The 19,607-nt window shown below is 57.9% G+C and carries 18 protein-coding genes; 8 read left to right on the forward strand and 10 right to left on the reverse strand.

Annotated features, from left to right (window positions below; genetic code table 11):
* Positions 1-2 precede the first annotated feature (2 nt).
* Positions 3-1,457: a xylulokinase gene (xylB, locus tag FHN83_RS12530; RefSeq protein ID WP_139563955.1), complete on the forward strand. Its 1,455-nt coding sequence runs from the start codon at positions 3-5 to the stop codon at positions 1,455-1,457.
* A gap of 111 nt (positions 1,458-1,568) precedes the next feature.
* On the opposite strand, the gene FHN83_RS12535 is transcribed toward xylB, so the two are convergent.
* Positions 1,569-2,564 carry an acyltransferase gene (locus FHN83_RS12535; protein ID WP_139563956.1) on the reverse strand — a complete coding sequence of 332 codons (996 nt, stop codon included), beginning with the start codon at positions 2,562-2,564 and terminating at the stop codon, positions 1,569-1,571.
* A gap of 198 nt (positions 2,565-2,762) precedes the next feature.
* On the opposite strand from FHN83_RS12535, the gene FHN83_RS12540 reads away from it, so the two are divergent.
* From FHN83_RS12540 to FHN83_RS12555, 4 genes are all read left to right on the forward strand, one after another.
* Entirely contained in the window at positions 2,763-3,050 is a 288-nt protein-coding gene (locus FHN83_RS12540; protein WP_375540655.1) for a YsaB family lipoprotein, read from the forward strand.
* 159 nt (positions 3,051-3,209) lie between these two features.
* On the forward strand, positions 3,210-4,121 hold the full coding sequence (glyQ, locus tag FHN83_RS12545) for a glycine--tRNA ligase subunit alpha (protein ID WP_003860141.1): 912 nt from the start codon (positions 3,210-3,212) through the stop codon (positions 4,119-4,121).
* A gap of 9 nt (positions 4,122-4,130) precedes the next feature.
* On the forward strand, positions 4,131-6,200 hold the full coding sequence (gene glyS / locus FHN83_RS12550) for a glycine--tRNA ligase subunit beta (RefSeq protein WP_139563957.1): 2,070 nt from the start codon (positions 4,131-4,133) through the stop codon (positions 6,198-6,200).
* A gap of 232 nt (positions 6,201-6,432) precedes the next feature.
* Positions 6,433-8,052: an ABC-F family ATP-binding cassette domain-containing protein gene (locus FHN83_RS12555; RefSeq protein WP_139563958.1), complete on the forward strand. Its 1,620-nt coding sequence runs from the start codon at positions 6,433-6,435 to the stop codon at positions 8,050-8,052.
* Between the two features lie 36 nt (positions 8,053-8,088).
* Here FHN83_RS12555 and FHN83_RS12560 read toward each other — a convergent pair whose 3' ends face one another.
* The gene (locus FHN83_RS12560; protein ID WP_039031143.1) at positions 8,089-8,379 is read right to left on the reverse strand and encodes an HTH-type transcriptional regulator; all 291 of its coding nucleotides are present in this window, start codon (positions 8,377-8,379) and stop codon (positions 8,089-8,091) included.
* A 332-nt stretch (positions 8,380-8,711) separates the two neighbouring features.
* Between FHN83_RS12560 and FHN83_RS12565 the strand changes: the two genes are divergently transcribed.
* Positions 8,712-9,422, forward strand: coding sequence for a DUF3053 domain-containing protein (locus tag FHN83_RS12565; RefSeq protein WP_039031142.1), 711 nt, complete (start codon positions 8,712-8,714; stop codon positions 9,420-9,422).
* Between the two features lie 269 nt (positions 9,423-9,691).
* Positions 9,692-9,904 (forward strand): RNA chaperone/antiterminator CspA, encoded by a 213-nt coding sequence (gene cspA / locus FHN83_RS12570; RefSeq protein ID WP_032615822.1) that lies wholly within the window; start codon positions 9,692-9,694, stop codon positions 9,902-9,904.
* 55 nt (positions 9,905-9,959) lie between these two features.
* Here cspA and ghrB read toward each other — a convergent pair whose 3' ends face one another.
* The 6 genes from ghrB to FHN83_RS12600 all read right to left on the reverse strand — a co-directional run bounded on the left by ghrB (position 9,960) and on the right by FHN83_RS12600 (position 15,969).
* Positions 9,960-10,934, reverse strand: coding sequence for a glyoxylate/hydroxypyruvate reductase GhrB (ghrB, locus tag FHN83_RS12575; protein ID WP_139563959.1), 975 nt, complete (start codon positions 10,932-10,934; stop codon positions 9,960-9,962).
* Between the two features lie 27 nt (positions 10,935-10,961).
* Positions 10,962-12,242, reverse strand: coding sequence for an MFS transporter (locus FHN83_RS12580; protein ID WP_139563960.1), 1,281 nt, complete (start codon positions 12,240-12,242; stop codon positions 10,962-10,964).
* A gap of 83 nt (positions 12,243-12,325) precedes the next feature.
* Complete coding sequence (locus tag FHN83_RS12585; RefSeq protein ID WP_139563961.1) at positions 12,326-13,264, reverse strand: sugar kinase; 939 nt, start codon at positions 13,262-13,264, stop codon at positions 12,326-12,328.
* 4 nt (positions 13,265-13,268) lie between these two features.
* Complete coding sequence (locus FHN83_RS12590) at positions 13,269-14,018, reverse strand: sugar phosphate isomerase/epimerase family protein (RefSeq protein WP_139563962.1); 750 nt, start codon at positions 14,016-14,018, stop codon at positions 13,269-13,271.
* Positions 14,019-14,120: 102 nt separating this feature from the next.
* Positions 14,121-15,137 carry a LacI family DNA-binding transcriptional regulator gene (locus tag FHN83_RS12595; RefSeq protein ID WP_139563963.1) on the reverse strand — a complete coding sequence of 339 codons (1,017 nt, stop codon included), beginning with the start codon at positions 15,135-15,137 and terminating at the stop codon, positions 14,121-14,123.
* Positions 15,138-15,306: 169 nt separating this feature from the next.
* Positions 15,307-15,969, reverse strand: coding sequence for an OmpA family lipoprotein (locus FHN83_RS12600; protein WP_139563964.1), 663 nt, complete (start codon positions 15,967-15,969; stop codon positions 15,307-15,309).
* A 168-nt stretch (positions 15,970-16,137) separates the two neighbouring features.
* Between FHN83_RS12600 and FHN83_RS12605 the strand changes: the two genes are divergently transcribed.
* Positions 16,138-18,465 carry a molybdopterin guanine dinucleotide-containing S/N-oxide reductase gene (locus tag FHN83_RS12605; protein WP_139563965.1) on the forward strand — a complete coding sequence of 776 codons (2,328 nt, stop codon included), beginning with the start codon at positions 16,138-16,140 and terminating at the stop codon, positions 18,463-18,465.
* On the opposite strand, the gene FHN83_RS12610 is transcribed toward FHN83_RS12605, so the two are convergent.
* A complete protein-coding gene (locus FHN83_RS12610) occupies positions 18,428-18,874 on the reverse strand; it encodes an N-acetyltransferase (RefSeq protein ID WP_139563966.1) in 447 nt (148 codons plus the stop codon). The genes FHN83_RS12605 and FHN83_RS12610 overlap by 38 nt on opposite strands.
* Positions 18,871-19,434: a DNA-3-methyladenine glycosylase I gene (gene tag, locus FHN83_RS12615; protein ID WP_139563967.1), complete on the reverse strand. Its 564-nt coding sequence runs from the start codon at positions 19,432-19,434 to the stop codon at positions 18,871-18,873. Before tag ends, FHN83_RS12610 begins: the two co-directional genes overlap by 4 nt.
* Positions 19,435-19,607 lie beyond the last annotated feature (173 nt).

Raw genomic sequence — 19,607 nt, forward strand, 5'->3', positions numbered from 1 at the left:
GCATGTATATCGGGATCGATCTTGGCACGTCGGGTGTGAAAGCCATTCTGTTAAATGAACAGGGCGAGGTGCTGGCAACGCAAACAGAAAAACTGCACGTTTCACGGCCACATCCGCTCTGGTCTGAACAGGATCCTGAAGCCTGGTGGCTGGCCACGGATCGCGCCCTGAAAGCGCTTGGCGAGAAACACTCCCTGCGCGAAGTGAAAGCGCTGGGGATTGCCGGACAGATGCATGGCGCCACGCTGCTGGATAAGGACAACCGCGTCCTGCGCCCGGCGATTCTATGGAACGATGGCCGCTGCGCTGAAGAGTGCGCCCTGCTGGAAGAGCGGGTGCCGACCTCGCGTGAGATCACCGGCAACCTGATGATGCCGGGCTTTACCGCCCCGAAATTGCTGTGGGTCCAGCGTCATGAACCCGAGATTTTTAGCCAGGTGGCGAAGGTGCTGCTGCCAAAAGATTATCTGCGTCTGCGTATCACCGGCGAGTACGCCAGCGATATGTCCGATGCCGCAGGCACGATGTGGCTCGACGTGGCAAAACGCGACTGGAGCGAGACGATGCTCGAAGCCTGCCATCTCACCCGCGACCATATGCCCGCGCTGTTCGAAGGCTGTGAGAAGACCGGTACGCTGCTGCCGTCGGTGGCTGAACAGTGGAATATGCCCGCCGTTCCGGTCGTGGCCGGTGGCGGAGATAACGCTGCGGGCGCGGTTGGCGTGGGCATGGCCGATGCCGGACAGGCGATGCTGTCGCTGGGCACCTCCGGCGTCTATTTCGCCGTGAGCGACGGCTATCGCAGTAATCCTGACAGCGCGGTACACAGCTTCTGCCATGCGTTGCCGGGGAAATGGCATCTGATGTCGGTGATGCTCAGCGCGGCGTCCTGTCTGGACTGGGCGGCTAAGCTGACCGGGCTAGAGAGCGTGCCGGCTCTGCTCGATGCCGCGCAGCAGGCCGATGAAAACGCGGGTACCCTCTGGTTCCTGCCTTATCTTTCCGGCGAGCGCACGCCGCATAACAACCCCCAGGCAAAAGGGGTATTTTTTGGCTTAACCCATCAGCACGGCCCGGCCGAACTGGCGCGCGCCGTCCTCGAAGGGGTGGGCTATGCGTTGGCCGATGGCATGGATGTGGTGCATGAGTGCGGGCTACAGCCGACCAGCATTACGCTGATTGGCGGGGGGGCACGCAGCCCTTACTGGCGGCAGATGCTCGCGGATATCAGCGGGCAGAAGCTGGATTACCGTACCGGCGGGGATGTCGGGCCTGCGCTCGGAGCTGCACGTCTGGCGCAGATTGCGATGAATCCGGGTAAGCCGCTGTCAGAGCTGTTGCCACAGCTGGCGCTGGAACAGCAGCACACCCCGGACCCGGTCAGGCATGCTCGCTATGCCGAACGTCGCGAAGTGTTCCGCAAGATCTATCAGCAGCTTCTGCCACTGATGTCGTGAAACAGCGCCGGGTGGCGGCTTCGCCTTACCCGGCCTACGATCGTTGCTTGCCCGGCAAGCGAGGTTTTGTAGGCCCGGCAAGCGAAGCGCCGCCGGGCAAGCAGGCCGCATCTAACTGACAAACCTGCGCGTATCAATCCGCTGCAGCAGCATCGACAGCAGCAGGCTAACCGCCACCGTAATCGAGAAGATCCAGACGATATCTAACAGCGGCCAGCTTTTTAACTCCACGCCACGGGTGCGCAGGGCGTGGATCACCAGCGCATGAAAACCGTAGATCCCAAGCGAGTTACGTGAAATTAACCCCAGCAGCGGCAGCGGGCGTGTATTCAGGGTGTTTTTCACCAGCGTGAACAGCGAAACGGCGCAGATAAAGACCATCGGGCCGCAGTAGAGATACCAGGTGTCAGCGAAGGTGCCGCGCCACTGCAGTTCATGCAGCGTACCGCGGGAGATAACGGCGACCGCAGCAATAAACAGGGCGGCGCAAAGAACATTCATCCAGCGTCTGCGGGTATCCATCATGCCCAGCGCGCGGCCCAGCATGCCGTAAAGCACGTAATAAAAGGTGTCGCCGTTGATATAGAGATTGATCGGCAGCCACTCAAATCCGCCAATTTTTTGCGAGACCGTGTTGGGATTTGCCACGATGCCGATAACGATCATTAGCGCCAACAGCATTTTGCCGCTCGCGCTTTTTACCTGCAGCAGCGGGGAGAGCAGGTAAATCACGATAATGGCGAAGAAAAACCACAGGTGATAGAACACCGGTTTTTGCAGCAGGTATTTCAGCGACAGCTCGCTGTTAATGGACGTGAACAGCACGATATAGAGAAACGCCACGGTGCTGTAAAACAGCAGACAGAGGGCGATACGTAAAAAGTGGCGCGGCTGCGCGCTCCGTTCGCCAAAAAAGAGATAGCCGGAGATCATGAAAAACAGCGGTACGCTCACACGCGAGGCAGAGTTGAGAACGTTGGCAACATCCCAGTTAACGAGGCTGATGCTCGGGGCATTAGTAATGTACCAGGTGGTGGTATGGATCATTACCACCATCAAACAGGCGATCCCCCGCAAATTATCAATCCAGTTAATTTTGTCCTGCATCCATCCCTCTGTTTACGCATTAAAAAGAGTCTGACCGTGATATTGATTCAGACGCTCGTTGGAAAATTCTGAGTTTGCATCGTCCTGCTTGTGCCGGAACGGTGAGATTCGCAGAATGCCGGGCCATACTCTATAAAGTTTAGATATTAAAAATAACAGCCACAGCACAGGGCGGTAATATAAATGATGATACGCGCGATGTTGCTTCTGCTTCCGGCGTTACTGGCCGGTTGCGCGGCTCAGGAGACGTCCCCGGCGCAAAAAGCGCAAACCAAAAAAGTCAGTCCGGTGCGTTCGCTGGATATGGAACAGCTGTGTAAGGATCGGGCGGCGCAGCGCTACAATACCGGCGCGCAAAAGATAGACGTCACTGCCTTCGAGCAGTTTCAGGGCAGCTATGAAATGCAGGGCTTTACTGCCCGCAATGAGAGTTTCATCTGTTCTTTCGACGCAGACGGCCATTTTTTACACCTTTCGATGCGTTAATAGCGCCGCGTAACGAGCTGGCTGCGTCTGCAGGGCGCTGTCAGCTATGCTTATTTCCCAATTTTCCCTAAACAACCCCGTTTCGTACTGTATATCTTGCACTCAGCGGGTATACTGAACCCTTCCATTTAAAACCACACGTATCCAGCACGAAATCCTATGCAAAAGTTTGATACTAAGACCTTCCAGGGCCTGATCCTGACCTTACAGGATTACTGGGCTCGCCAGGGCTGCACCATCGTTCAACCATTGGACATGGAAGTGGGCGCCGGCACCTCACACCCGATGACCAGCCTGCGTGCACTGGGGCCAGAGCCGATGGCAACCGCCTATGTACAGCCATCCCGCCGCCCGACCGATGGTCGCTACGGTGAAAACCCGAACCGCTTACAGCACTACTATCAGTTCCAGGTGGTGATTAAGCCGTCTCCGGACAATATTCAGGAGTTGTACCTCGGGTCGCTGAAAGAGCTGGGTATGGATCCGACCATTCACGACATTCGTTTCGTGGAAGATAACTGGGAAAACCCGACGCTGGGTGCCTGGGGTCTGGGTTGGGAAGTGTGGCTGAACGGTATGGAAGTGACGCAGTTCACCTACTTCCAGCAGGTTGGCGGTCTTGAATGTAAACCGATCACCGGTGAAATCACCTACGGTCTGGAACGTCTGGCCATGTACATTCAGGGCGTAGACAGCGTTTACGACCTGGTCTGGAGCGACGGCCCGCTGGGTAAAACCACCTACGGCGACGTGTTCCATCAGAACGAAGTGGAGCAATCCACCTATAACTTCGAATACGCGGACGTGGACTTCCTGTTCACCTGCTTCGAGCAGTACGAGAAAGAAGCCCAGCAGCTGCTGGCGCTGGAAACTCCACTGCCGCTGCCAGCCTACGAGCGTATTCTGAAGGCCGCCCACAGCTTCAACCTGCTGGACGCCCGTAAAGCGATCTCTGTCACTGAACGTCAGCGCTACATTCTGCGTATTCGTACCCTGACCAAAGCCGTTGCAGAAGCTTACTACGCGTCCCGTGAAGCCCTTGGCTTCCCGATGTGCAACCGAAACAAATAAGAGGCGGCCATGTCTGAGAAAACTTTCCTGGTGGAAATCGGCACCGAAGAGCTGCCACCAAAAGCCCTGCGCAGCCTGGCGGAATCCTTTGCTGCGAACGTCACCGCGGAGCTGGACAATGCTGGCCTCGCACACGGCAAAATTGAATGGTTTGCTGCTCCGCGTCGTCTGGCGCTGAAAGTGGCAAATCTGGCCGCTTCCCAGCCCGATCGCGAAGTAGAAAAGCGCGGCCCGGCGATTGCCCAGGCGTTTGACGCCGAAGGTAAACCGAGCAAAGCGGCAGAAGGCTGGGCGCGTGGCTGCGGGATCACCGTTGACCAGGCCGAGCGTCTGACCACCGACAAAGGCGAATGGCTGCTCTATCGCGCCCACGTGAAAGGCGAAAGCGCAGAAGCGCTGCTGCCAAACATGATCGCCACATCGCTGGCGAAGCTGCCAATTCCAAAACTGATGCGCTGGGGCGCAAGCGACGTGCACTTCGTGCGTCCGGTTCACACCGTGACCCTGCTGCTGGGTGATACCGTTATTCCTGCCACCATTCTGGGTGTCGCATCCGATCGCGTGATCCGCGGCCACCGCTTTATGGGCGAGCCGGAGTTCACCATCGATAACGCCGATCAGTACCCTGAAATCCTGCTGGAACGCGGTAAAGTCATTGCTGACTACGAACAGCGTAAAGCCCGTATTAAAGCGGACGCGGAAGAAGCGGCACGTAAGATTGGCGGTAACGCTGACCTGAGCGACAGCCTGCTGGAAGAAGTGACCTCGCTGGTAGAGTGGCCAGTCGTGCTGACCGCGAAGTTCGAAGAGAAATTCCTCGCCGTTCCGGCCGAAGCGCTGGTTCACACCATGAAGGGCGACCAGAAGTACTTCCCGGTCTATGCTAACGACGGCAAGCTGCTGCCGAACTTCATCTTCGTGGCGAACATCGAATCCAAAGATCCGATCCAGATCATCTCCGGTAACGAGAAAGTGGTTCGCCCGCGTCTGGCGGATGCGGAGTTCTTCTTTAATACCGACCGTAAAAAGCGCCTGGAAGATCACCTCCCGCGCCTGCAGACCGTGCTGTTCCAGCAACAGCTGGGAACGCTGCGCGACAAGACCGATCGTATCGCGGAGCTGTCCGGCTGGATCGCCCGTGAAATCGGGGCTGACGTTAACCACGCTACCCGCGCAGGCCTGCTCTCCAAGTGCGACCTGATGACCAACATGGTGTTCGAATTTACCGACACCCAGGGTGTGATGGGCATGCACTACGCGCGTCACGATGGCGAAGCGGAAGACGTCGCCGTGGCCCTGAATGAGCAGTATCAGCCGCGCTTTGCCGGTGACGATCTGCCGTCCAACCCGGTTGCCTGTGCGGTGGCGATTGCCGATAAGATGGACACCCTGGCGGGTATCTTCGGTATCGGACAGCATCCGAAAGGCGACAAAGACCCGTTCGCGCTGCGTCGTGCTGCGCTGGGCGTGCTGCGTATCATCGTTGAGAAGAACCTGAACCTGGATCTGCAGACCCTGACTGAAGAAGCGGTGCGTCTGTACGGTGAGAAGCTGACCAACGCCAGGGTGGTGGATGACGTCATCGACTTTATGCTGGGCCGTTTCCGTGCCTGGTATCAGGACGAAGGCTATACCGTCGACACCATTCAGGCCGTTCTGGCGCGTCGTCCGACCCGTCCGGCAGACTTCGATGCACGTATGAAGGCGGTGTCCCACTTCCGTACCCTGGAAGCGGCATCGGCGCTGGCTGCGGCCAACAAGCGTGTCTCCAACATCCTGGCCAAGTCCGATGAGAAGCTGAACGAGCGCGTTAACGCCGCGACGCTGAAAGAGCCGGAAGAGATCGCCCTGGCGATGCAGGTTGTGGTGCTGCGCGACAAGCTGGAGCCGGTCTTCGCGGAAGGTCGCTACCAGGAAGCGCTGGTGGAACTGGCCGAACTGCGTGATGTCATCGACGCCTTCTTCGAGAAAGTGATGGTAAACGTAGAGGATAAAGATCTGCGTATTAACCGTCTCTCCATGCTCGAAAAACTGCGCGAGCTGTTCCTGCGCGTGGCGGATATTTCGCTGCTGCAGTAAGGTGCGAATGCCCGGCGGCGCTATGCCTGCACGGGCCTACAGATGCTTAAACCCGCTTCGGCGGGTTTTTTTATGGTTGAAACGGTCAATAAAAAACCGTTATTCTGGTCCCCGTTAACTTTCTCTCCCTGGAGCGCCCCCCAAAAATGAACAACCACGACTGATGAATTTCGATCCTTGCTAAACGCCACCGCGTCGGCAGGGGATGTTTTGATTTCATTCAGGAGTGCTTATGGCTCATTTTGCGCAGTCCCCTTCTTTTATTTTGCATCAGGTCACCTGCCAGTTTCCGACAGGCGATACCCTTTTTGGTCCGCTGAATTTATCACTTGAGCCGGCGCTGTGCGCGCTGGTGGGCCGTAACGGCAGCGGCAAGACCCGTCTCCTGCGTCTGCTGGCCGGTCTGGACACACCCGCCAGCGGCCATATCGAACGCTTCGGCACGCACAGCTATGTGGCGCAACAGCACGATATCTCCCCGCACACCACGCTGGCGCAACTGCTTGGCTACGAGGCTATCTTCGCGGCCCGCAAACGCATCGACAGCGGGGAGTATCTGCCTGAGGATCTGGAGTGCCTGGACGGTTACTGGGACTTAGCCGAACGGCTGAGCGAGGCATTTATCAGTGCCGGACTTCCGGCGTTTGAGCCCGACAGGCTGGCCTCTGAACTGAGCGGCGGCGAGCGGGTCCGCGCTCTGCTGTGCGGCGCGTTTACGGCGAATGCGGATTATCTTCTGCTGGATGAGCCCACCAACCACCTCGACCGGCAGGGGCGGGCGTGGTTTTACGCCCAGCTTGCCCGGCAGACCGGCGGCGTGCTGATCGCGTCACACGATCGTGAGTTGCTGACTCAGGTGCCGCGCATTCTGGAACTCAGCGCGTCCGGTTTGCACAGCTACGGCGGAAACTACGCGGACTATCAGCGCCAGCGGAATGCGGAGCAGCAGGCCGCCCGCGCGGCGCTGGAGCATGCAACGACCGAGCGTAAACGCACCCGCGCACGTCAGCAAAAGGAGCATGACGACAGCCTGCGCCGTTCGGCGAAAACCCTGCGTACGGTCGATACGCTCAATATCGCCTCCTTTGAGCGCGTCAAATATAAAGGGGCGGCAAAGGAGCGCCCGGGTGCGTGGCGCAAACAGCATCATGACCAGCAGGATGCGCTGAACGCGGCGGTTAACCAGGCGCGGGATCGGGTGGAGGAGGATAACCCGGTGATGTTTACCCTGCCGGGCAGCCAGATAGCAGAGGGCAAGCAGGTGCTGGTGCTTGAAGAGATGGTGCTGCAGCACGTCACGATGGCGCCGCTCAACTGGCGCATGGATGGGCCGATGCGGGTGGCGTTGCGCGGGCCTAACGGCTGCGGGAAATCTACCCTGCTGAAAGCGATCCTCGGCGAGTGCCAGCCCATCGCCGGTTCCTGCCGGGTGTCGGTCAACGTGGCGTACCTCGACCAGCATTTATCCCAGCTGGATCTGACGCAATCCGTTATCTCCCATCTCAATCTGCATAACACGCCGCTGGAGGAGGGGGTACTGCGCAGTCGCCTGGCTCAGCTTCAACTGGGTGCCGATCGGGTTACGCTTCCGCTCTCAGCGCTCAGCGGCGGCGAGCGCTTAAAAGCGGCGCTGGCCTGCGTGCTGTGGCGGGAAGAGGCGACGCAGCTCCTGCTGCTTGATGAACCCACCAATCACCTGGATCTGGCATCCACAACGGCTATCGAGGCGGCGCTGGCAGGCTTTGCAGGCGCACTGCTGGTGGTGTCCCATGACGAGGCTTTTCTGGATGGATTGAAGCTGACGCATGAACTGGTGTGGCTGGACGGGGAGTGGCGCGGTGAAAGACGGTAAACACAAACCCCCGCAAATGCGGGGGCTAAATCAAAACTATTCAGTCAACTGCTTGCGGAGTGCCGGGTTAGCCTGAATCAGACTCATCAGCTTCAGCTCGGTCATGGAGGGCTTCACTCTTTTCGATTCCCACTCCTGAACCATCGCTACGCTGACACCCATTGCTCGGGCGAAATCATCAGTTTTCATCCCTGTCCCTTTGCGTAAGCGCTCAAATTCCGTAAAGGGGTTAGACTTTTGCTTAAGGGCAACCGTCTGCGGTACATCTTTAAAAACAATCTGCTCCAGACTGCTTAACAGATCGAACATAGGATCTTTTAATTCCATTGAGAACTCCTCTTAAATCACACTGCGGGATCGTGAACATAGAGAGCAATTTAAGAATAGTCGCTAAAACTCACAGGAGATCGTAACGTGCGTGATTAATTGTCAGAGATACGTTTCGCTGGCGGGTTTTTCGAAGCGATTAACTATGCTAATGACTTGATTATTCAGTAGCGCCATAGCACCAGGTATTTTTTTGTAAATCGTAAGAATTTATATGGCAATAGTCGTTTTACATGAAAAGAGTATCTTGCCGGCCTGACCTGGACTATTCTTGTCACCGTTGGGCACGCGTGTGCCGGTGTGCGCTTTTTTGGGTGAAAGGAGTAATAACAATGGCGACAGGAAAGCCCTGCTCTCGCTGGTTTGCGCCGCTTGCGGCGTTGTTAATGGTAGTGAGCCTGAGTGGGTGTTTCGATAAGGAAGGCGATCAACGCAAAGCGTTTATCGATTTCCTGCAAAATACTGCGATGCGCAGCGGCGAGCGTTTGCCAACGTTGACTGCGGATCAGAAAAAACAGTTTGGTCCCTTCGTTTCTGACTATGCGATTTTGTATGGCTATTCACAGCAGGTGAATCAGGCGATGGACGCCGGTCTGCGTCCGGTGGTGGACAGCGTGAATGCGATTCGCGTGCCGCAGGATTATGTGACCCAGCGTGAGCCGCTGAGCCAGTCAAACGGCGCACTGGGTGTGCTGGGCCAGCAGCTGCAAAACGCCAAAATGCAGGCTGATGGCGCGCACTCCGCGCTGAAGCAGGGCGACGATCTGAAACCTGTGTTCGACAAAGTGTATGACAAGGTCGTGACCAAACCTGCCGATGCGCTGCAGCCGCTGATTCCGGCCGCGCAGATCTTCACGCAGCAGCTGGTGCAGGTGGCGGACTTTATTTCGCAGCAAGGCACCCAGGTGAGCTTTGTCTCTAACGGCATTCAGTTCCCGACCTCGCAGCAGGCCAGCCAGTACAATGCGCTGATTGGGCCGCTGGCAGCGCAGCACCAGGCGTTCAGCCAGGCGTGGGGCGCGGCGATGGCCGCCACGGAATAACGTCAGACGTCCAGATTGCATGAATAAAAACCCCGCTGAAAAGCGGGTTTTTTATGTTCTCAGAAAATAAAGCTTGTCTTTGATCCGCTAACTATGTCTTAATACACCCCGTCGGTTTGTTACACAGACCTAAAGCAGTTTAGTAAAGCAGTCCAGATGCGTTATCCTTAGATACCCTTCGTAGTGACCCTTCCTTCATCGCTTAAAAATCTGTAACACATTCCATCATCGCGCCGGAAGGCAAAACAAATTTTTAAAAGGTAATCTCTATGTCTGGTAAAATGACTGGTCTGGTAAAATGGTTCAACGCTGATAAAGGTTTCGGCTTCATCACTCCTGACGATGGCTCAAAAGACGTGTTCGTACACTTCTCTGCTATCCAGAACGATGGCTACAAATCTCTGGACGAAGGTCAGAAAGTTTCCTTCACCATCGAAAGCGGCGCTAAAGGCCCAGCAGCTGGTAACGTTGTAAGCCTGTAAGCTTCCAACTCAGCTACAAGAATTTAAAAACCCGCCTCTGGCGGGTTTTTTTCGTTCAGGGTTTTGCCTGCGGATTGACGCAGTTTTTATCGACCTTGCCCTGCAGGGCGTCGATCAGGTTATCCACCGCACAGGCCGCCATGTTGTAGCGTGTTTCGTGCGTGGCAGAGCCAATGTGCGGCAGCGCCACCACGTTAGGCAGCTTCAGCAGCTCTGAGCTGGCCGGCAGCGGCTCCTGCTCGAACACATCCAGCCCCGCCGCGTGGATCTCGCCGTTTTTCAGCGCCGCAATCAGCGCCCCCTCATCCACTACCGGCCCGCGTCCCGCATTAATAAAGATGGCGGACTTCTTCATCTTCTCAAACTGCGCTTTGCCGATCATATGGTGCGTTTCATCCGTCAGCGGCAGGATCAGGCAGACAAAGTCCGCTTCCTGCAACAGGGTATCCAGGTCACAGTGGCGGGCGTTAAAACGTTCCTCGGCTTCTTTATGCTGGCGGCGCGCGTTATACAGAATCGGCATGTTGAAACCAAAGTGGGCGCGCTGGGCCAGCGCCAGGCCGATGCGGCCCATGCCAACGATACCCAGCGTTTTGCCATGCACGTCGGTGCCGAACCAGTCCGGACCAATGCTTTTGGTCCATTCGCCGGCTTTGACGCGTTCGGCCACTTCCACCACGCGACGCGCGGTGCTGAGCACCAGCGCCATCAGCGTATCCGCCACGGTTTCGGTGAGTACGGTTGGCGTATGCATCAGCACGACATTGCGGGCATTCAGCGCATCGACGTCGAAGTTGTCATAGCCCACCGAAATGGTTGAGGTTGCACGCAGCGCAGGCATTTTCTCCAGCAGCGCGGCATCCACTTTTTCGCTGGAGCCGAGCAGCCCGACAGCACCGGCGAACGCCTCAGCATGCTGCTGCACCGTCTCCGGGCTCAGGTTGTTGACCCGGGTAACAGTGAAATGATCTTCAAGGCGCTGCTGTAACGCATCAGGCAGGGCTTTATACAAAATGACGGACGGCTTCATGCTAATCTCCGTTGATTTTAAAAGGATTCAGGCGTGGCGTGCGCCGACGGGAATGTTTTGATTATTAGCAGGCTTAACAATTAAAGTAAGCCACACTGAGGCAAAAAGCGCCACCCCCATAAAGATGTACGAGGCCGACGGGCCGCCGGTCACACCGTTCAGATACCCCACAAACCATGAACCAAAGAATGAACCCAGCGCACCCATGCTGTTGATCAGCGCCATCGCGCCGCCCGCCACGTTACGCGGCAGCATTTCCGGGATGATGGCAAAGAACGGACCGTACGGGGCGTACATGGCAGCACCGGCGATCACCAGCAGGGTGTAAGAGACCCAGAAGTGGTTTGCGCCCACCGCCCAGGAACCAATAAAGGCACAGGCAGCAATCAACAGCAGCGGCCAGACGAACAGCTTGCGGTTTTGCAGTTTATCCGACGCCCAGGAGACCACAATCATGGCGATGGTTGCCGCCAGATACGGCACGGAAGAGAGCCAGCCCACCTCGACCATACCGAGGTTGTCGCCCGCGCTACGGATGATGGACGGCAGCCACAGCACAAAACCGTAAACCCCGATGCTCCAGGTGAAGTATTGCATGCACAGCAGCACCACGTTACGGGAGCGGAAGGCTTCGCCGTAGTTACGCACCGCTTTCAGACCCTGCTGCTCTTTATCCAGTTGCGCCTGCAGGGCTGCTTTTTCATCTTCCGAAAGCCATTTGGCCTGGGCCGGTTTGTCTTTGACCAGCACCCACCAGCAGAAGGCCCAGATCACCGCCGGCACGCCTTCAATAATGAACATTTCGCGCCAGCCGAAGGACTGGATCAGATATCCGGAGACCACCGACATCCACAGCACCGTGACCGGGTTGCCAAGAATAAGGAAGGTGTTGGCACGCGAACGTTCGGATTTGGTAAACCAGTTGCTGATGTAGATCAGCATCGCCGGCATTACCGCCGCTTCCACCACGCCGAGAATAAAGCGAATGGCCGCCAGCGCCGGGATGTTATTCACCACCCCGGTGAGTGACGCACAGGCACCCCAGAGGATCAGGCAGATGAAGATCAGCTTGCGGACGCTGCGGCGTTCGGCATAAATCGCGCCGGGGATCTGGAAAAAGAAGTAACCGAGGAAGAAGAGGGCGCCCAGCAGCGAGGAGACGCCTTTGGTGATCCCCAAATCTTCCGTAATGCCTGCGGCAGACGCGAAGCTGAAGTTCGCACGATCAAGATATGCCAGACTGTACGTGATAAACACGACGGGCATGATGTACCACCAGCGTTTTACTGCGTTTGTTGCACTGTTCATAGGCTTGCCTCTGTGGTTGAGGATATGACCGCCGCTGTCTGTAGGGTACAGGGTAGTCTGTATGTTTATTCCCGAGAGGGGATTTATTCCCCTAACTGTTCCCGGGTGGGGAGTCCTTCGCTGTCGCCCTGAACCTGAATCGCCAGCGAACCAATAACATTGCCGCGCGTGACGGCCTGATGCAGCGTTTTGCCTTCCAGCAGAGCGCTGACCACGCCCACCGCGAAGCCGTCACCCGCGCCGACGGTATCGACAACGTTCTCGACCTTCACCGCCGCCACCGCACCCTGCTCGCCGTCGGCGGTTTTATACCAGGCTCCATCGGCACCGGTTTTCAGGATCACGGCTTTCACGCCCTTGTTCAGATAAAAATCAGCGATCCCTTCCGGGGTTTTTTCCCCGGTCAGGATGAAACCCTCTTTCAGGCCGGGTAACACCCAGTCGGCCTGGAAGGCGAGATGGTTCAGCTTTTCCACCATCTCCGCTTCGCTCTTCCACAGCACCGGACGCAGGTTCGGATCGAATGAGATGGTTTTACCTGCGGCTTTCATCGCGCCCGCCGCGTGATCGAGCAGGGCGTAAGAGCTGGTGGACAACGCCGCCGCCACGCCGCTCAGGTGCAGATGCCTTGCGGCGGTAAACCAGATCGGATTGAAATCTTCTACGGACAGATGGCTGGCAGCAGAGCCTTTGCGGAAATACTCCACAGTGGGATCGGTTCCATCGGTGACTTTCGATTTCAGCTGAAAACCGGTGGGGTAGCGTCCATCCAGGGTCACGCCTGCGGTGTCGATACCCTCTTTTTTCAGGGTGTCGAGCACGAACTGGCCGAAGCTGTCATTGCCGACGCGGCTCACCCAGCCCACCTTCAGGCCAAGGCGTGCCAGCCCGGTGGCAACGTTCAATTCCGCACCCGCAACGCGCTTCATAAAGTGGTCGACTTCGCTTAAGTCGCCGGTGTTGGTAGCCACAAACATGGCCATAGCTTCACCAATGGTGATGACATCCAGAGCATTCGGCATCGCGTTACTCCTCACGCAGCAAATTGACGTAGTGACGGGTGACAGCCGTCAGGTCTGGCCCTTCAAGAGGAAATTCGATCCCACGCGGCACATCGGCGGGGAGTTGCTCCAGCAGGGCCTGCCAGCGGGTGCTGTCGTTGTCCGGCGGCACGGCGCGATACTGCTGCTTATGCGGGACGGCAGCCTTAACGTGAATGTAGCTCACCGCAGGAGCCAGATGCTTCGCGGCCTCTTCCGGAGATTCGCCCACCCACAGCCAGTTGCCCATATCAAACGTCAGCGTGACCGGTAGGCTCATCACCCGGCAGGCCGCTTTGAAGCGCTGCATCGGTGCCAGCTGGCCGCAACGGGTCTGGTCGTTTTCTACCACCAGCGTCATACCGGTTTCATCCAGCAGGGCACGGAGCGCGTCAAGCTGCTGCTTGTCGCTGAAGTTACCAAGGGAGACTTTCAGCCACAGGGCGTTGAGTGTCGCGGCTTCGGCAAGGTAGCGGGGCAGCATCGGGTTGAGAGCGCCATCCGGGGTAAACAGGGCATCCGGGGCGGAATAGCAGGCCAGCAGGCCGAGCAGTTCAATGGATCCGGCAAGCGTGGGTAAGGATGCCAGTTCGGCATCGCTGAATAACTCCCGGCGGATCTCGACGCCATCGGCGCCTGCTCCGGCGATCACGTGCAGCATGGCGCGCTGGCCCCCTGCTTCACGTACCTTGTCAGCGCCATAGGCGGCGGTGACGACAATAATTTTTCTGCCCATCGGCGGACTCCATCACGTAGCTGATACTCTTTACGCTAGATGGAACCGGTTCCAAAGAAAAGTTCAGGATGCTGGATTTATGATCGCCATCACGAAGGGGGGTTAACGGGCCGTGGAGCCGCGGACGATTAGCTCGCCGGAGAAGACCTGCTCGCGGACGGCATCATCGGCACCGTTGATCCGGCGCACGACCTGCTCGACGGCGGCGAAGCCAATCTGCCAGGTGGGCTGTTTGAGGGTGGTAATGCCGACACCGGCCAGCTCGGCCCACTCCAGCTCGTCAAAGCCCAGCAGACCGATATCGCTGCCCCAGTGCAGGCCAATGCGCTTGAGCGATCGGGCAACCTGCAGCGTCAATGCGCCGTTGGCGGAGATGACCGCCTTGCGCATCCCGCGGTGGCGGGTATGGAACTGGCGCAGGGCGTTGTCCAGTTGCTCAGACTCATGAAGCGGGATTTCGACGTTCTCGGCGACCACGCCAGCATAGCGGGCGAGGGTGGCGCGGAATGCGCTCAGGCGTTCGCGGCGGGTATTGACCATTCCCAGCGGCTCGCTCAGGAACAGAATCGCTTCAAAGCCTTGTTCTATCAAGTGTTCGGTGGCGGTGGTAGCGGCCTGAGTATTATCCAGCCCGACCACATCACAGGCGAAGTCCGGGATTTTGCGGTCAATCAGCACCATCGGCAGGGCGGACTGTTGCAGGCGGTTCAGCCCCTCTTCGCGCATTCCCACGGCGTTAACCACGATGCCCTCTACCTGATAGCTGCGCAGCAGATCGAGGTAGTGCAGCTCCTGGTCGAGTTCGTTGTTGGTGTTACATACCAGTGGGGTGAAGCCTTTTTCCCGGCAGGCCGCTTCGATGCCGCTGAGGACGTTAACAGAGTAGGGGTTGGTGATGTCGGCGATGATGAGCCCGATCAGGCGGGTACGGCCACGCTTCAGGCCCCGGGCCATCAGGCTTGGGCGATAGTCGAGGTCGGCGATAGCCTGTTCAATGCGGGCCAGCAGCGCGTCGGAAAGCAGGTTTTTTTCACCGTTGAGGTAACGGGAAATACTGGTTTTACCGGTTTTTGCGGCTTTCGCTACGTCGCTGATGGTGGGCCGTGTTGATTTGCTCATCGCTGATTTCCTTGCCTTGGTTGAGCATACCTTAGCGCGAAAATGCCCGGTGGCGCTACGCTTACCGGGCCTGGGGTTTGTGCGGCCTGATGCCCTCACCCCGACCCTCTCCCACGGGGAGAGGGCGCAAACACTAAAAACGGCAAACAGGTTGCCGTTTTGCTTTTACCTACTGCACCGGACTTAAAGTGATCTCAACGCGGCGGTTCTGCGCTTTGCCTTCCGCCGTGCTGTTGCTGGCGATCGGATTCGCCGGGCCCATGCCGCTGGTGCGAATGCGGTTCACCGCCACGCCCTGGGTGATGAGCGAGCTGGCCACCGCGTCAGCACGCTGCTGGGAGAGACGCATGTTCAGATCCTGGCTGCCGGTGCTGTCGGTATAGCCCAGCACGTTCACCGCGGTTTTTTCGTACTCTTTCAGCACCATCGCCACGCCGGTCAGGGTGTTGGCACCCGCCGGTTTCAGCGTTGCGCTGCTGCTGTCGAAGGTAACGTTGTTTGGCATGTTCAGAATGATGTTATCGCCGCTGCGGGTCACGCTTACGCCGGTACCCTGCATTTTGTCGCGCAGCTTCGCTTCCTGCACGTCCATGTAATAACCCGCGCCGCCGCCCAGCGCTGCGCCTGCTGCGGCACCAATCAGGGCGCCTTTGCCGCGATCTTTCTTCGAGGAGGAGAGCGCGCCAACACCTGCGCCCACCAGGGAGCCGATGCCTGCGCCAATGCCTGATTTACCCGCTTCGCGTTCGCCGGTGTAAGGGTTCGTTGTGCAGCCTGAAACAGCCAGGGCGCCGCTCACTACGGCGGCAATCATAAGTGCGCTTTTTTTCATCTTCTTTCCTTAAGCTTTTTTATTCTTTGCCACGACGGGCGTGGCGGTTGATTATGACGTCCAGTTACGGAGAAAATTCCGGGGATAACTCTTAAATTTGTGTCAAATCATAAACAGTCTCAATGAAGGCTGAGAAAACCTGCAACCGGCAATCCAGGAGCACACGCTGTGACCACTTCAACAAAAACCATTCTGACTGCAGCCCACTGGGGGCCCATGCTGGTCGATACCGACGGCGACAGGGTGCTCTCTTCCCGTGGCGCGTTGCCGACAAAGCATCCGAATTCCCTGCAGACCGCGGTGCGCGACCAGGTGCACAGCAAAACACGCGTGCGCTGGCCGATGGTGCGTAAAGGCTTTCTCGCCTCGCCGGATAATCCACAAGGGGTGCGCGGACAGGATGAATTCGTGCGCGTCAGCTGGGACGAGGCGCTGACGCTTATCGATGCGCAGCATAAACGCATTCGCCAGAGCTATGGTCCATCGTCCATTTTCGCCGGTTCGTACGGCTGGCGCTCCAACGGCGTGCTGCACAAAGCGGCCACCCTGCTTCAGCGCTATATGAGCCTGGCGGGCGGCTACACCGGCCATCTGGGGGATTACTCAACCGGCGCGGCGCAGGCCATCATGCCGTATGTGGTGGGCGGCAACGAAGTCTATCAGCAGCAGACCAGCTGGCCGCTGGTGCTGGAGCACGCCGAGGTGGTGGTGCTGTGGAGCGCTAACCCGCTCAACACCCTCAAGATTGCGTGGAACGCCAGCGACGAGCAGGGAATACCGTATTTTGACGCGCTGCGTAAAAGCGGCAAGCGCCTGATCTGCATCGATCCGATGCGCTCCGAAACCATGGATTTCTTTGGCGACAGCGCCGAGTGGATCGCCCCGCACATGGGCACCGATGTGGCAATGATGCTCGGTATCGCCCATACGCTGGTAGAAAACGGCTGGCAGGATGAAGCCTTCCTGGCGCGCTGCACCTCTGGCTATGAAAAGTTTGCCGACTACCTGACCGGGGCGACAGACGGTATCGCCAAAACCGCCGAATGGGCTGCCGACATCTGTGGCGTTCCGGCCGATAAAATTCGAGAACTGGCGGCGTTGTTCCACCATAACACCACGATGCTGATGTCCGGCTGGGGCATGCAGCGTCAGCAGTTTGGCGAGCAGAAACACTGGATGCTGGTTACGCTTGCGGCAATGCTCGGCCAGATTGGTACGCCCGGCGGCGGATTTGGGCTTTCGTATCACTTTGCCAACGGCGGTAACCCGACGCGTCGCGCGGCGGTGCTGGCCTCGATGCAGGGTTCGGTCAAGGGCGGTACCGACGCGGTGGATAAATTCCCGGTCGCCCGCATTGTTGAAGCCCTGGAAAATCCCGGCGGTTTTTATCAGCACAACGGTCTGGATCGCCATTTCCCGGATATTCGCTTTGTCTGGTGGGCGGGCGGTGCCAACTTTACTCACCATCAGGACACCAACCGCCTGATCCGCGCCTGGCAAAAACCGGAGCTGGTGGTCATCTCCGAGTGCTTCTGGACGGCGGCGGCGAAGCATGCCGATATCGTGCTGCCGGCCACCACCTCGTTTGAGCGCAACGACATGACCATGACCGGGGACTACAGCAACCAGCATATGGTGCCGATGAAGCGGGTTGTGGCCCCGCGCGATGAAGCGCGTGACGATCTTGATGTGTTTGCCGAGCTGAGCGAACGCTGGGAGCAGGGCGGCGGCGAGCGTTTCACCGAAGGCAAAACCGATCTGGAGTGGCTGGAAACGTTTTATGAGATTGCCGGGCAGCGCGGTGCGGCTCAGGGCGTGACCTTAGCGCCCTTTGCCGAATTCTGGGAGGCCAATGCCATCGTCGAAATGCCGGAATCCGAGGACAACGCGAAATTCGTGCGCTTCGCTGATTTTCGTCGCGATCCTGAAAGTCATCCGCTTAAAACCGAGAGCGGCAAACTCGTGATTTATTCAGATCGCATTGCCGGCTTCGGCTACGCCGACTGTCCGCCTCACCCGATGTGGCTGGAGCCGGACGAGTGGCATGGCAACGCCGAGCCGGGGCAACTGCAAATTCTTTCTGCTCACCCGGCGCACCGTCTGCACAGCCAGCTTAACTACTCTTCCCTGCGCGAGCAGTACGCGGTGGCCGGGCGCGAGCCGGTGACGCTGCACCCGGATGATGCGAAGGCGCGCGGCATTGCCGACGGCGACGTGGTTCGCGTCTGGAACCATCGCGGCCAGGTGCTGGCAGGCGCGGTGGTCAGCGAGGGCATCAAGCCGGGGGTGATCTGCATTCACCAGGGGGCATGGCCAGACCTGGATCCTGATAACGACGGGATTTGTAAGAACGGGGCGGTCAACGTGCTGACCAAAGATCTCCCCAGCTCGAAGCTGGGGAATGGCTGCGCGGGGAATACCGCGCTGGCGTGGCTGGAAAAATACCAGGGGCCGACGCTTACGCTGACGGCGTTTGATCCGCCTGCCAGCTCATAAGCCAGGTTGGGTGCTGGGTATCTTCCTGCCAGGCGCTGTCTTCAATGCGAAAGCCCTGAGCATGATAGAAATTCACCGCCCGATTGTTCTTCTGGTAGACCTCAAGGCTTAAATACGGGTGGCGCTGCTGAACATGGTTTATCAGCGCATGCCCGATGCCCTGGCCGGCCCAGGCGGGATCGACAAACAGCGCCCCGATGAACTTTGACTCCATCACGCTGATAAACCCGCGAAGCGCGCCTTCCTCTTCCCATACCCATGTCTCGGCCGAAGGCAGGTAAACTTCTCGCACCACCTCCTCGCTCTCTACCCAGTACTGCGCATCGATAAACGGATGGGCGACGGTGGTGCTCTCCAGCCAGAGCGTCAGCAGGGGCTCGACGTCGTCGCTGAGCCATTTGCGGATCATGTATGACCTCCCGGGTAGCAGTGGCAGGTGGTGACGTGATCGTTGACCAGCCCGCAGGCCTGCATAAAGGAGTAACAGATGGTGGTGCCGACGAACTTGAAGCCGCGCTTTTTCAGCGCCTTAGAGAGGGCGTCCGAGGCGGGCGTCGAGGTAGGGATCTCCGCCAGCGTTGCCGCCCGGGTCACCTGCGGGGTGTTATCAACAAAGGACCAGACAAAATCGGAGAACCGCTCGCCGTTCTCTTCCATTGCCAGATAAGCCCGGGCGTTGCCGATAATGGCTTCGATTTTACCCCGGTGGCGAATAATGCCGGCATCCAGCACTAACCTGTCGACATCGGCAGTTGTCATCCCGGCGACCAGAGCCGGATCGAACTGGTGAAAAGCCTGACGATAATTTTCCCGCTTTTTAAGCACGGTGATCCAGGATAAACCGGCCTGCTGGCCCTCGAGACAGATCATCTCGAATAAATGTTTTCCGTCAGTTTCCGGCACTCCCCACTCTTTATCGTGATAGGCGATATAAAGCGGATCCTGGCTAACCCAGCCACAACGTTGCATCGGTTCTCTCCCTTTTGCTACTGAAATGACAAAAATTTCAATCGACCCGGCTTGACGTGTCATCTAAAGAGACAATAGTTAATACAGGCTGATACGCAACATCCCTCATGTCGCAACCTGGCCTCAATTATACAATCACAAATATCGCCGAATTCGGCTCTTCTCTGGAGTCG

It is taken from the genome of Leclercia adecarboxylata (genome assembly GCF_006171285.1).
GTDB lineage: Bacteria > Pseudomonadota > Gammaproteobacteria > Enterobacterales > Enterobacteriaceae > Enterobacter > Enterobacter barmai.

What these genes read in the sequence shown, in the direction of transcription:
- xylB (WP_139563955.1), top strand. Translation starts at nt 3, where the DNA reads ATGTATATCGGGATCGATCTTGGCACGTCGGGTGTGAAAGCCATTCTG.
- FHN83_RS12535 (WP_139563956.1), bottom strand. Translation starts at nt 2,564, where the DNA reads ATGCAGGACAAAATTAACTGGATTGATAATTTGCGGGGGATCGCCTGT.
- FHN83_RS12540 (WP_375540655.1), top strand. Translation starts at nt 2,763, where the DNA reads ATGTTGCTTCTGCTTCCGGCGTTACTGGCCGGTTGCGCGGCTCAGGAG.
- glyQ (WP_003860141.1), top strand. Translation starts at nt 3,210, where the DNA reads ATGCAAAAGTTTGATACTAAGACCTTCCAGGGCCTGATCCTGACCTTA.
- glyS (WP_139563957.1), top strand. Translation starts at nt 4,131, where the DNA reads ATGTCTGAGAAAACTTTCCTGGTGGAAATCGGCACCGAAGAGCTGCCA.
- FHN83_RS12555 (WP_139563958.1), top strand. Translation starts at nt 6,433, where the DNA reads ATGGCTCATTTTGCGCAGTCCCCTTCTTTTATTTTGCATCAGGTCACC.
- FHN83_RS12560 (WP_039031143.1), bottom strand. Translation starts at nt 8,379, where the DNA reads ATGGAATTAAAAGATCCTATGTTCGATCTGTTAAGCAGTCTGGAGCAG.
- FHN83_RS12565 (WP_039031142.1), top strand. Translation starts at nt 8,712, where the DNA reads ATGGCGACAGGAAAGCCCTGCTCTCGCTGGTTTGCGCCGCTTGCGGCG.
- cspA (WP_032615822.1), top strand. Translation starts at nt 9,692, where the DNA reads ATGTCTGGTAAAATGACTGGTCTGGTAAAATGGTTCAACGCTGATAAA.
- ghrB (WP_139563959.1), bottom strand. Translation starts at nt 10,934, where the DNA reads ATGAAGCCGTCCGTCATTTTGTATAAAGCCCTGCCTGATGCGTTACAG.
- FHN83_RS12580 (WP_139563960.1), bottom strand. Translation starts at nt 12,242, where the DNA reads ATGAACAGTGCAACAAACGCAGTAAAACGCTGGTGGTACATCATGCCC.
- FHN83_RS12585 (WP_139563961.1), bottom strand. Translation starts at nt 13,264, where the DNA reads ATGCCGAATGCTCTGGATGTCATCACCATTGGTGAAGCTATGGCCATG.
- FHN83_RS12590 (WP_139563962.1), bottom strand. Translation starts at nt 14,018, where the DNA reads ATGGGCAGAAAAATTATTGTCGTCACCGCCGCCTATGGCGCTGACAAG.
- FHN83_RS12595 (WP_139563963.1), bottom strand. Translation starts at nt 15,137, where the DNA reads ATGAGCAAATCAACACGGCCCACCATCAGCGACGTAGCGAAAGCCGCA.
- FHN83_RS12600 (WP_139563964.1), bottom strand. Translation starts at nt 15,969, where the DNA reads ATGAAAAAAAGCGCACTTATGATTGCCGCCGTAGTGAGCGGCGCCCTG.
- FHN83_RS12610 (WP_139563966.1), bottom strand. Translation starts at nt 18,874, where the DNA reads ATGATCCGCAAATGGCTCAGCGACGACGTCGAGCCCCTGCTGACGCTC.
- tag (WP_139563967.1), bottom strand. Translation starts at nt 19,434, where the DNA reads ATGCAACGTTGTGGCTGGGTTAGCCAGGATCCGCTTTATATCGCCTAT.